The organism is Burkholderia sp. BCC0397 (assembly GCF_902832865.1).
Classification (GTDB): domain Bacteria; phylum Pseudomonadota; class Gammaproteobacteria; order Burkholderiales; family Burkholderiaceae; genus Burkholderia.
This window is the reverse complement of the sequence record NZ_CADFDL010000002.1, coordinates 479,391-491,164: the sequence shown is the minus strand read 5'-3', so window position 1 is coordinate 491,164 and position 11,774 is coordinate 479,391. Positions and strand designations below refer to the sequence as shown.

The 11,774-nt window shown below is 66.0% G+C and carries 10 protein-coding genes; 8 read left to right on the top strand and 2 right to left on the bottom strand.

Annotation, left to right across the window (positions count from 1 at the left end):
• Positions 1–44: 44 nt before the first annotated feature.
• Positions 45–692, bottom strand: a complete 648-nt coding sequence (locus tag HWX03_RS07160) for a LysE family translocator (protein WP_175870813.1) — start codon at positions 690–692, stop codon at positions 45–47.
• Between the two features lie 111 nt (positions 693–803).
• Between HWX03_RS07160 and HWX03_RS07155 the strand changes: the two genes are divergently transcribed.
• Positions 804–1,652, top strand: coding sequence for a LysR substrate-binding domain-containing protein (locus HWX03_RS07155; protein WP_175870812.1), 849 nt, complete (start codon positions 804–806; stop codon positions 1,650–1,652).
• Positions 1,653–1,674: 22 nt separating this feature from the next.
• On the opposite strand, the gene HWX03_RS07150 is transcribed toward HWX03_RS07155, so the two are convergent.
• Positions 1,675–2,565, bottom strand: coding sequence for a LysR substrate-binding domain-containing protein (locus tag HWX03_RS07150; RefSeq protein WP_175870811.1), 891 nt, complete (start codon positions 2,563–2,565; stop codon positions 1,675–1,677).
• 153 nt (positions 2,566–2,718) lie between these two features.
• Here HWX03_RS07150 and HWX03_RS07145 point away from each other — a divergent pair, with 153 nt between their 5' ends.
• The 7 genes from HWX03_RS07145 to HWX03_RS07120 all read left to right on the top strand — a co-directional run bounded on the left by HWX03_RS07145 (position 2,719) and on the right by HWX03_RS07120 (position 11,725).
• Positions 2,719–5,766 carry an FAD-binding and (Fe-S)-binding domain-containing protein gene (locus HWX03_RS07145; protein WP_175870810.1) on the top strand — a complete coding sequence of 1,016 codons (3,048 nt, stop codon included), beginning with the start codon at positions 2,719–2,721 and terminating at the stop codon, positions 5,764–5,766.
• Between the two features lie 207 nt (positions 5,767–5,973).
• The gene (locus HWX03_RS07140; RefSeq protein ID WP_279612217.1) at positions 5,974–7,116 is read left to right on the top strand and encodes a type II asparaginase; all 1,143 of its coding nucleotides are present in this window, start codon (positions 5,974–5,976) and stop codon (positions 7,114–7,116) included.
• Positions 7,117–7,386: 270 nt separating this feature from the next.
• Positions 7,387–7,947 (top strand): MFS transporter, encoded by a 561-nt coding sequence (locus HWX03_RS37205; protein WP_208456797.1) that lies wholly within the window; start codon positions 7,387–7,389, stop codon positions 7,945–7,947.
• Complete coding sequence (locus tag HWX03_RS36735; protein WP_347879525.1) at positions 7,836–8,768, top strand: MFS transporter; 933 nt, start codon at positions 7,836–7,838, stop codon at positions 8,766–8,768. Before HWX03_RS37205 ends, HWX03_RS36735 begins: the two co-directional genes overlap by 112 nt.
• A gap of 19 nt (positions 8,769–8,787) precedes the next feature.
• A complete protein-coding gene (locus HWX03_RS07130; RefSeq protein WP_175870809.1) occupies positions 8,788–9,789 on the top strand; it encodes a LysR family transcriptional regulator in 1,002 nt (333 codons plus the stop codon).
• A complete protein-coding gene (locus HWX03_RS07125) occupies positions 9,767–11,182 on the top strand; it encodes an aspartate ammonia-lyase (protein WP_175870808.1) in 1,416 nt (471 codons plus the stop codon). The genes HWX03_RS07130 and HWX03_RS07125 overlap by 23 nt, the downstream gene beginning before the upstream one ends.
• A gap of 57 nt (positions 11,183–11,239) precedes the next feature.
• Positions 11,240–11,725 carry a prolyl-tRNA synthetase associated domain-containing protein gene (locus tag HWX03_RS07120; protein WP_175870807.1) on the top strand — a complete coding sequence of 162 codons (486 nt, stop codon included), beginning with the start codon at positions 11,240–11,242 and terminating at the stop codon, positions 11,723–11,725.
• Positions 11,726–11,774: the final 49 nt, after the last annotated feature.

Here is an 11,774-nt window from a genome sequence, read left to right as displayed (position 1 = left end):
CGCGCGGCCCGCGATCGTGCGGGCCCGCGCGGCGGCACGACGCATCACGCGATGCCCGCCATCTTCGATGCCTCGATCACCATTTGCACGCCAAGGCCGCCGAGGATGATGCCCATCGCCCAGCGCTGCGCGAGCAGCAGCGTCGGGCGGCCGTGCAGGAACTTCGCGAGGCTGCTCGAGCAGACCGCCACCAGCCCGTTGGCCGATGCGAACGCGGCGATCAGCAGCGAGCCGAGAACCAGCGACTGGCCGAACACGCTGCCTTGCCCGTAGTCGATGAACTGCGGCAGCAGCGACACGAACAACATCGCGAGCTTCGGGTTCAGCACGCTGGTCGTCGCGCCCATCGCGAGCAGCCGCAGCGGCTGCTCGTTCGGCAGCGTCTTCACCTCGAACGGCGAGCGGCCGCCGGGCCGCACCGCCTGCCATGCGAGGTACAGCAGATAGGTCGCCCCGACCGCGCCCAGCACGCTGCCCGCATAGGGCACGCTCATGAACAGCGTCGTGATGCCGAACGCCGCGGCGAACATGTAGAACAGGTAGCCGATCATCACGCCGCCGAGCGAGATGAGCCCTGCCGCCCGCCCTTGCGCGATCGAGCGCGACATCACGTAGACCATGTTCGGCCCCGGCGTGACCGCGAGCATGCCGCCGATGAAGAGAAACCCGTAGAGCGATCCGGACGTGTGCATGTTTTCCGCTTCCTGCATCGAGTGAGTGCTGACGGAATTCATTGTCCGGCGATGGAGGTGAGCAGTAAAACGGGATAAACTGAATCGATTGATCAGTTTTTCTGAACCAACATGAAGAAGCTCGACCTCGATGTGCTCGCGATGGTGGTGGCCGTCGCGGAATCAGGATCGTTCGCGCAGGGCGCACAGGCCGTGCACCGGTCGCCGTCGGCGGTGAGCATGCAGATCAGGACGCTGGAAGACGCGCTCGGCAAGCCGCTGTTCATCCGCGACACGCGCAACGTGACGGCGACCGACGACGGCAGGATGCTCGCCGACTACGGCCGCCGGATGCTCGCGATGCGCGACGAGGCGTGGGCGTCGGTCGTGCGTCCCGAGATTCGCGGCCGCGTGACGATCGGCGTGCCCGACGACTACATCTCGTCGCTGCTGCCGCAGGTGCTCGGCAAGTTCGCCGCGATGCATCCGCGCGTGGAAGTGCGCGTGATCGGCCAGCCGAGCAGCGCGCTGGTGCCGATGCTGAAGGACAACACGGTCGACCTCGCGTGCCTGACCCGCGTCAAGGGCGTGTCCGGCGAGCTGATCCGGCTCGAGCCGATCGTCTGGACGGGATCGCCGAAACGGAACGTGTGGGAAGAGCGGCCGCTGCCGGTGGCGCTGTTCGCACACGGCAGCATGGCGCGCGATCATGCGATCAAGGCGCTGAACCGGCGCAAGATTCCGTACCGGATGTCATACGAGAGCCCGAGCTTTCTCGGGCTGCTCAGCATGGTCGAGGCCGGCCTCGCCATCGCGCCGCTCGCGCGCTGCTGCGTGCCCGATCATCTGTTGCAGCTGTCGGAGAGCCACGGGCTGCCGTCGCTCGGCGAACTCGAGGTCGTGCTTGCGCGCAGCGCGCAGTCCGCGCGCCCGCCGTGCGATTACCTCGCCGAGCAGATTCTCGGCGAATGGCGCGCCTGACTGGCACGTCGCCGGTGGCACGTCAGCACGACGTCAGCAACCATTCGCGGAAGGCGACCAGCGACGGCAGCGTCTCGTTGCCCGGCGGGTAGACGAGGTAATAGCTGCGCTGGCTGGTAATCGCGTCGCCGATCGCGTCGAGTTCGCCGCGGCTCAATTCGTCCTCCACGAGCACCTTCGGCACCAGCCCGATCCCCATTCCGGCATGCACGGCCTGGAGCAGGTGCGACGTCAGCTCGAAGCTCGGGCCGATGCGCATCTGGCGATGATCGAGCCGATAGTGCGAGAACCACTCGGCCCAGGCCTGCTGATTGCTCGTCACGCCCAGCAGCGTCTGCTTCGCGGCCCAGGCCGGCGTGCGTGCGTCGGCCTTGCGGCCGCGGCCCGTGGCGGGCGGCGCGATCGCGATCAGGAACTCGTTGTACAGCCGGTGCGCGTGCAGGCCCGGCCAGTCGCCGGCGCCGACGGTGATCGCCGCGTCGAGGTCGTCGGTGAGGAAATCGATCGCGCCGATTCGCGAATGAAGGTGCACGGTCACGCCCGGATGCGCGGCGTAGAAGCCGTGCAGGTGCGGCAGCAGCCATTTCGAGCCGAAGGTCGGCAGGGTGGCCAGCCGCAGCGAGCCGGCGCCCGCCTGGTGCGACATCGCCTGCAGCGTCGCGCCGCGAATGCGCCCGAGCGCGCCGCTCAGCTCGACGAAGTAGCGGCGACCGACTTCGGTCAGCTTGACCGAGCGGCCCTCGCGCCGGAACAACGCCACGCCGAGCTGATCCTCGAGCGTCTGGACCTGCCGGCTGATCGCGCTCTGGCTCAGCGACAGCTCGTCGGCCGCGCGCGTGTAGCTTTCATGCCGCGCGGCGGCCTCGAACACGAGCAGCAGCGACATCGACGGGGTGAGGCGACGGTAATTCATGAGTTTTATGCAAGATTCGTCGGGTGAGAATTCGTTTGTTTATGGCGGAAGATCCAAAGATACTGGAATTCCCGGTTGTGCGGAAACTTGCCAAAAAATCATGTTTTGGCGCGCGCGAACCGGCCGGCTCCACCCACATTGCGTTTTTGCCCCATGTCGATCGTCCCGTTGCCCCGTCCTGCCAGCCCGTCCGCGAACGTGTACCGCGATTTTCTCGCCGCGCTGCAGGCGGCCGGCTTCGCCGGGGAAATTCGTGCGGACCACGCGAACCGGACCGTGCAGGCCACCGACAACTCGATCTACCAGCGCCTGCCGCAGGCGGTGATCTGCCCCGCGCATGCGGAGGACGTCCAGTTGCTGGCCCGGCTGCTGGCCGAGCCCGCGCACCGCGACGTCGCGGTGGCCGCGCGCGGCGGCGGCACCGGCACCAACGGGCAGTCGCTGACCGACGGCATCGTCGTCGACCTGTCGCGGAACATGAACCGGATCCTCGACATCGACGTCGCGCAGCGCTGGGTGCGTGTCGAGGCGGGCGTCGTCAAGGATCAGCTCAATGCGGCGCTGAAGCCGCACGGGCTGTTCTTCGCGCCGGAGCTGTCGACGTCGAACCGCGCGACCGTCGGCGGGATGATCAACACCGACGCGAGCGGGCAGGGCAGCTGCACGTACGGCAAGACGCGCGACCACGTGCTCGAACTCGATTTCGTGCTGATGGGCGGCGAACGGCTGCACAGCGACGCGCTCGATAATGAAGAACTGGAGCGCCGCTGCGCGCGGCAGGACCGCGTCGGCAAGGTATATCGCACCGCACGGCGCATCAGCGACGACAAGGCGGCGCTGATCGACGCGAAGTTTCCGAAGCTCAACCGCTGCCTGACCGGCTATGACCTCGCACACCTGCGCGAACCGGACGGCCGCTTCAACCTGAACAGCGTGCTGTGCGGCGCGGAAGGGTCGCTCGGCTTCGTCGTCGAGGCGAAGCTCAACGTGCTGCCGATCCCGAAGTTTTCGGTGCTGGTCAACGTGCGTTACGCGGGCTTCATGGACGCGCTGCGCGACGCACGCGCGCTGCTCGAACACCGGCCGCTGTCGATCGAGACGGTCGACTCGAAGGTGCTGATGCTCGCGATGAAGGACTTCGTGTGGAGCAGCGTGGCCGAGTATTTCCCGCAGGACGACGCGCGTCCGACGCTCGGCATCAACCTGATCGAATTCAGCGGCGACGACGAACACGATGTCGATGCGCGCGTGTGCGCGTTCGTCGAGCATCTGCGCACCGACACGAGCGTGGAGCGTCTCGGCCATACGCTCGCGGCCGGCGACGATGCGGTGAAGCGCGTGTATGCGATGCGCAAGCGCGCGGTCGGCCTGCTCGGCAACGTGCAGGGCGAGGCGCGTCCGCAACCGTTCGTCGAGGACACCGCGGTGCCGCCCGAGAACCTCGCCGCGTACATCGCCGAATTCCGCGCGCTGCTCGACGGCCACGGGCTGCAGTACGGGATGTTCGGCCACGTCGATGCGGGCGTGCTGCACGTGCGCCCGGCGCTCGACATGAAGGACCCGAAGCAGGCGGCGCTGGTGCGGCCCGTGTCGGACGCGGTGGCCGAACTCACGCAGCGCCATGGTGGCCTTTTATGGGGCGAGCACGGCAAGGGCGTGCGCTCCGAATATGCGCCGGCGTTTTTCGGCGAGCTGTACCCGTCGTTGCAGCAGTTGAAGGCCGCGTTCGATCCGCACAACCAGTTCAACCCGGGCAAGATCGCGACGCCGCCGGACCCCACGCTGCGATTGCTGAAGATCGACGAGGTGCCGACGCGCGGCGATCACGACCGGCAGATCGACGAGCGCGTGTGGCAGAGCTACGGCACCGCGATGCATTGCAACGGCAACGGCGCGTGCTACAACTTCGATCCGGACGACGCGATGTGCCCGTCGTGGAAGGCGACGCGCGAACGCGTGCAGTCGCCGAAGGGGCGGGCGTCGCTGATGCGCGAATGGTTGCGTCTGCAAGGGCAGGCCGGCGTCGACGTCGTCGCGGCGGCGCGCACGCGGCAGCCGTTCCTGCGCGGGCTGGCCGAGCGCTGGCGCAACAGCCGCAACGCACGTCGTGGCGACACGGATTTCTCGCACGAGGTGTACGACGCGATGGCTGGCTGCCTCGCGTGCAAGTCGTGTGCGGGGCAGTGCCCGGTCAAGGTGAACGTGCCCGAGTTTCGCTCGCGTTTTCTCGAGCTGTATCACCAGCGCTACCTGCGGCCGCTGCGCGACTACCTGATCGGTTCGCTCGAATTCACGATGCCGTGGATGGCGCGCGTGCCCGCGCTGTACAACGGGCTGATGAGAGCCGGCTGGGTGCGGACGCTGCTCGAGCGCAAGATCGGCATGGTCGATAGCCCGCTGCTGAGCCGCTTCGATCTCGCGGCCGTGATTCGCGCATGGAACGTGAAGCCGGCCGATCCGCGGGCGCTCGCCGCGTTGAGCGATGCGCAGCGCGCGCGCAGCGTCGTCATCGTGCAGGACACGTTCACGCGCTATTTCGATACCGAGCAACTGGCGACGCTGATCGAGCTGGCGGCGCGCCTGGGCTTTCAGGTGTGGCTCGCGCCGCTCGCGCCGAACGGCAAGGCGCTGCACGTGCAGGGGTTTCTTCACGCATTCGAACAGGCCGCGATCCGCAACGCGACGCAACTGGCCGCGCTGGCGCGCTCGGGCGTCGCGCTGGTCGGTCTCGATCCGGCGATGACGCTCACGTATCGGCAGGAATACCTGAAGGTGACGGGGCTCGCCGACGTGCCGAAGGTCGCGCTGCCGCAGGAATGGTTGCTGGATGCGCTGCCGGAAGCCGGTGCGGGCGGGGCGACGGTTTCATATCGGTTGCTGCCGCACTGCACCGAGAAAACCAATGCGCCGGACAGCGGCAAGCAATGGGTGCAGGTGTTCGTGCGTCGCGGGCTGCGCTTGCAGGTTCAGGCAGCCGGGTGCTGCGGGATGTCGGGCACGTACGGGCACGAGGCGCGCAACCTCGCGACGTCGACGACGATCTATGCGCAGTCGTGGGCCGCGCACGTCGACGGGGCGGAACAGGAAGGCGAGGCGCTGGCGACCGGGTATTCGTGCCGCAGCCAGGTGAAACGGCTGTCGTCGAAGCAGCTGCGCCATCCGTTGCAGGCGCTGCTCGATCATGTGCGGGCGGTGGGGTGAGCGGCGGACGAGTTCGTCCGATTCGCTGGATCGCGCGCACGACCCCGGGGCTGTGCGACGGCGTGCCGGTCTTTATCGCCCGCGCATTGGACATTCAGTTTTTCTAATAATGCGGGGGCATATATTTTGGCACGCGAAGGTGTCACTACACTCGTTCGGGTCGGATTGGGGCGTCAAGCAAGGACGCGCCGATTTCCGGGTCGGATAGTGCGCCATGCCGGCGCGCTATTCCTTTTTCGTCCTTCTCGAATGGGGGCCGCTGTGAGACATAACCGGGCTTTTACATACCACTTCCTGCGCGGGCTCTGCGCCTGCCTCGCGTTTGGCTTGCTGTCGGCGGCACCGGCGATGGCGCAATCGAACGCGGCCGGCGAACTGCCGCATGTCGCGGTGCTGGCGACCGGCGGCACGATCGCGGGTACCGCCAGCAGTGAAACGCAAACGACGGGTTACAAGCCGGGCGTTCTGACCGCCGATGCGCTGCTCGCATCGGTGCCGTCGCTGCGCAGGATTGCGCAGGTATCCGGCGAGCAGATTTCGAATGTCGGCAGCGAAAACATCACGAACGATATTCTCCTGAAGCTCGCCCGGCGCGTGAATCAGTTGCTCGCCCGCTCGGACGTCGCGGGTGTCGTGATTACCCATGGCACGGATACGCTCGAGGAAACCGCCTATTTCCTCGACCTCGTCGTCAAGAGCGACAAGCCCGTGGTGGTGACCGGCTCGATGCGGCCGTCGACCGCGATCGGCGCGGATGGCCCGAGCAACCTGCTGCAGGCGGTGACCGTAGCCGCTTCTCCGGACGCGCGCGGCCGCGGCGTGATGATCGTGCTGAACGATCGGATCGGCGCCTCGCGTTACACGACGAAGACCAACGGCACCACGTTGGATACGTTCAAAGGGAACGATGCCGGCTATCTGGGCACGCTGGTCGACGAGGTGCCGCATTTCGAAACGTCCGTCCTGAAGGCGCACACCACGGCAACGCCGTTCGACGTGTCGGAGCTCGACGCGCTGCCGCAGGTCGATATCGTGTACGGCTATCAGAACGATGGCGGGTTCATGTACGACGCGGCCATCGCACACGGCGCGCAGGGCATCGTCGTCGCCGGTGTCGGAGCCGGCAGTGAATCGCTCGCGACGCTTCCCGCGATCAAGCAGGCGATCGCGCACGGCGCGATCGTGGTTCGCTCGTCGCGAACCGGCGGCGGATTCGTGCCGGCCGATCCGGCCTACCTCGGGCTTCTCGGCGACGACCTGAATCCGCAGAAGGCCCGCATTCTCCTCATGCTCGCACTGACGGTGACGAAGGATCCGTCCCGCATTCAGGCCATGCTGCATCGGTTCTGACCAACGTGTGCGTGCAGCGCTCCGGTCCGGGCGCGACGATGCCGGAGATGCGTCGTCGCGCGCGGCGTCGCCGATGGGCGCGATGACGCGCGACGTGTCGGATGCTTCATGCGAGCGCGAACGAAGCGCCCCTTCATGGACTGCGTGACCTATCATTAGAATTCCTGATACTGAGCGGCAACATGCTGTCATTGTGAAGTTGCGTCCCTACACTGGTTTCCGAAGGCGCGAACACACGCGTCGAGACGACCAGTGTTTCAGGAGACGAAAGTGAGCAAGCAGATATTGATGGAGGATGTTCCGCTGCGCGGCTTCCATTTGCGGGTGGCGTTCAGCGGCACCGGCGGACAGTTCAGCGACGGCTTCGTGCTGGGCATCATCGGGATCGCCGTGAGCATGGCGGCCGGCGCGCTGCATCTGGATGCGCTCTGGATGGGGGCGCTCGGCGCGGCATCCCTGGCCGGTCTGTTTTTCGGCAGCATGTTTGCGGGACCCGTGGCGGACAAGTATGGCCGGCGAACGATTTTCGCATTCGACATGCTGCTCTTCGCGGCGATATCGGCCGCGCAGTATTTCGTCACGTCGCCGGCCCAGTTGCTGGTGTTGCGCCTGCTCCTCGGCCTCATCCTGGGCGCAGACTATGTCGTGAGCAAATCGCTCGTCACGGAGTTTGCGCCGCGTCGCTATCGCGGCCGGCTGCTGAGCGTCCTCGCTGCAGCATGGGCGGCCGGCTACGTGGGCGCGCCTACCTCGCCGGTTTCGCGCTGCGCGACATGGGCCCCGACGCATGGCGCATCATGCTGGCCGCGAGCGGCTTGCCTGCCCTGCTGATTCTGCCCTTTCGCGTCGGTGTTCCCGAATCGCCGATGTGGTTGATGAAACGCGGGCGCAAGGACGAGGCACTGGCGATCGTCCGTGCAAAACTGGGCGCGGAGACCGTCCTACCCGTCTCGCCCGCTGCGCCTGCGCAACGTCGCGGCGCGTGGTCGGAACTGTTCTCGCCTCGCTGGCGCAGGAACACGCTGGTCGGCTGCATCTTCTATACGTGCCAGGTCATTCCGTATTTTGCGCTCGGCACGTTTGCGCCGAAGGTGCTTCAGGCATTGCAGGTCAAGGACGGTTTCGTTGGCGGCCTCGTCTACAACGCGCTGCTCTTTGCGGGTGCGATCTTCGGATTGCTGATCGCCGACAGGCTGTCGCGCCGCGCGTTCCTCGTCGGAAGCTTCTACCTTGCCGCGCTCGGCCTTGCCGTGCTGGCCTATGCCGGCTTCGGTCCGCTCGGCACGATACTCGCGTTCGGCATCTTCGCCTGCATTCTTTCCGCCGCGGCGAACCTGGAATTCGTCTATCCGCCCGAACTGTTCCCGACTCATCTGCGCGCATCGGGTGTCGGGCTGGCCGTTGCGTCGAGCCGGTTCGGCTCGGCGATCAGCACGTTTCTTCTGCCGGTGGCCGTGCAGCACGTCGGCATTCACGCCGCGCTCGGCGCGTGCGTGGCCGTGCTGGCGTTCGGCGGCGTGTTCTGTCATCTGTTTGCGCCGGAAACCGGCCGCGAGAATCTGTCGGACCTGGGATCGGGCCACGGCAGCGACGAAGCGGCGCTCGACGGCAAGCACGACGCCAGCCTGCAGGCTGCGCATCGCAACCATTGATCGCCCCCTGGAGCCCGTCATGTCCGCCAACAAGCCCATCGATATGTATGCCGTGCAGGTCTTCGTCGCGGTGGCCGAAGAGGGCAGCATGTCGGGGGCGGCCGCGCGGATGGGCATCTCCCAATCGGGCGTGTCGCAGATCGTTCGGCAACTCGAGGATGAACTGGGCGTCGTGCTCGTCAACCGCACGACCCGCCCGCTCGCGTTGACGCCATTCGGCATCGCATTGAGGAACCGGGGAGCGGTGCTCAGCGAGGAGATCGCCAATCTGCGGGCGCAGGTCGTCGAAGCCGGGCAAGGCATCAAGCCCGACCTGCGCATCGGGCTGGTCGATTCGTTCGCGGCGACCTGCGGCTCGGTCTTCACGAAGCGCCTGCTGGGCAAGGTTTCGCATCTGTCGATCCGGACCGGGCTGAGCCCGCAGCAAGGCGAAGCGCTGTTGCGGCGCGATCTCGATCTGATCGTCACGAGCGATGCGCTGATCGATGCCAACGACGTCGTGCGGTTCCGCCTGCTTTCCGAGCGGTACCTGGTCGTCACGCCGAAGGATTTTCGCCGGGCGATCCGGACCGTCGACGACATCCGGGCGCTCGCCGACGCGTTGCCGATCGTGCGTTTCAACCGGAAGTCACAGGTCGGCATGCAGATCGAGCGCTATTTGCGGCGCATCGAGGTACGTGCCCCGACCCGGCTGGAACTCGACAATGCCGACGCGCTGACCTCGATGGTGGCCGAGGGGATCGGCTGGGCCGTGACGTCGCCGATGTGCCTGCTGCAAGGGGCCGCCTATGCGGACCAGGTGAAGACCCACGTCGTCGACCGGCTCGGTCTCGAGCGATCGCTGTATCTGGTGGCGCGCCGGGATGAATACGGCGCTTTCTTCGAGGATGCATGCGATACGGCATGCGAAGTGATCGAACAGTCGTTCCTGCCGCGCGTGAAACGTGCGCTCGGGCAGGAAATCGAACAACTCATCCATGTTGGAAACAGGAACTCACATGAACAGTCAGGCCAAAGCTGAAACCCGAACGGAACGCGACTATGTCGGCGAAGTCGCGATTCCGGCCGACAAACTGTATGGCGTCAATTCGGTGCGGGGCGTCGACAACTTGACGGTTTCGCCGCTCGATATCGCGCACTATGCGGCGTTCCCGACGGCGTTCGCGCAATGCAAATGGGCAGCCGCGCTGGCGAACCGCGACAACGGCGTGCTGACGCAGCAGCAATGCGATGCGATCGGCCACGCGTGCCGGGAGATCATCGACGGCCGGTTTTCCGACTCGCTGATCGTCGATCTGCTCGAGGGCTCCGGCGGGACTTCGACGAACATGAATTTCAACGAGGTGATCGCCAATCGCGCACAGCAGATCCTCGGCTGCCCCGCCGGCTCGTACGACGTGATCCATCCGAATGACCACGTCAACCGCTCGCAGTCCACCAACGACGTCTATCCGGCCGCGATGAAGATCGCCACGTACTCGCTGCTTGGGCCGCTCATCGTCGCATTGGGCCACCTGGCCGATCGCTTCGACGACAAGGCGGCCGAGTTTGCCGATGTCCTGCATCTTGGCCGGACGTGCTTGCAGGATGCACAGCCGATGCGGCTTGGCCAGCTTTTCGGCGGCTACGCGTCGCTGACCCGGCGTCTGGCCGCGGAGCTGGCGGCCGTACGCGACAAGCTGCGTACGCTGCCGCTGGGCGGCACGGCGATCGGTACCGGATTCGGCGCGCCTGCCGGGTATCGGCCGGCCGTCTTCGAGCATCTGTCGAAGATCGCCGGTGTCGACTACGTCGCGTCGGCCAATCCGTTCGATGCGATGCAGAACATGGACGTGTTCTCGCGCGTCTCGGGCGAGCTTCGGACCTGCGCGGCATCGCTCGCGAAGGTCGCATCGGACCTGACCGTGCTGTCGTCCGGCCCGGCTGGGGGATTGGGCGAATTACGGCTGCCCGAAGCGCAGGCCGGGTCTTCGATCATGCCGGGCAAGGTCAATCCGGTGCTGCCGATGGCAATGATCCAGCTGAGCTTTGCGGTGATCGGCAACGATGTCGCGGTGGCGCAGGCGGTCCAGTATGGCGAGCTGGAGATCAATCACTTCGAGCCGGTCGTGGCGTCGCGCGTGTTCGACAGCATCACGTTGTTGACCAACGGCATCGAGCGATTTGCCCGCAAGTGCGTCGCCGGCATCACTGCGGATATCGCGCGCAACGAGCAGCATCTGATGGATTCGATGGCCGTTGCCACCGCGCTCGTGCCGACGCTCGGCTACGCACGCGTGAGCAAGCTGGCGCGCCAGTCGGTTGCGGAAGGCCGCCCGCTGGCGGTCATCCTCGATGAATCCGGCCTGCTGTCCAGGGACGATGCGCTGTCGGAGATCGACAAAGCGTCGTATCCGGTCTTCGAGCCACGGTGACGGGGCCGGTTTTCGAAATTCTTCTGGATCGAACGAAAAATGATGGACCGGGATGACTTGCTCGAACTGCTCGAGACGCGCGATGTGGCGTTCAAGTGTGAGCGCCATCGGCAGGTACTCAATATGGCTGAATCCGGGGCGCTCGCACTGTCGCTCGATGGCGCACGCTGCAAGAACCTGCTGCTGCAGGACAAACAGGGCGGCTGTTACCTGATCGTCACGGTCGCGGACAAGTCGGTGGACCTGCGTGCGATGGCCGGCACGCTGAATAGCAAGCGCCTGTCGTTCGCTTCACCCGAACGTCTTCATGATCTGCTCGGCGTTCGACCCGGTTCGCTGAGCCCGCTTGCGCTGGTCAATGACCGTGACGGCAAGGTTCGGCTGGTGATCGACACCGACCTGGCCGACGAACCGGTCTTCCTGTTTCATCCGCTCGACAGCGCCGCGACGATCGCATTATCGCGGCGTGACTTCGAGCACTTCCTGCAAGGCATCGGGCATGTGCCGTCCTGGCAGTCCCTGAGGGCGCAACGCATGGGTTGAGATACCGCCCGGCGCATCGGGAATCGACGCGGGCGGCCGACGAGCACGA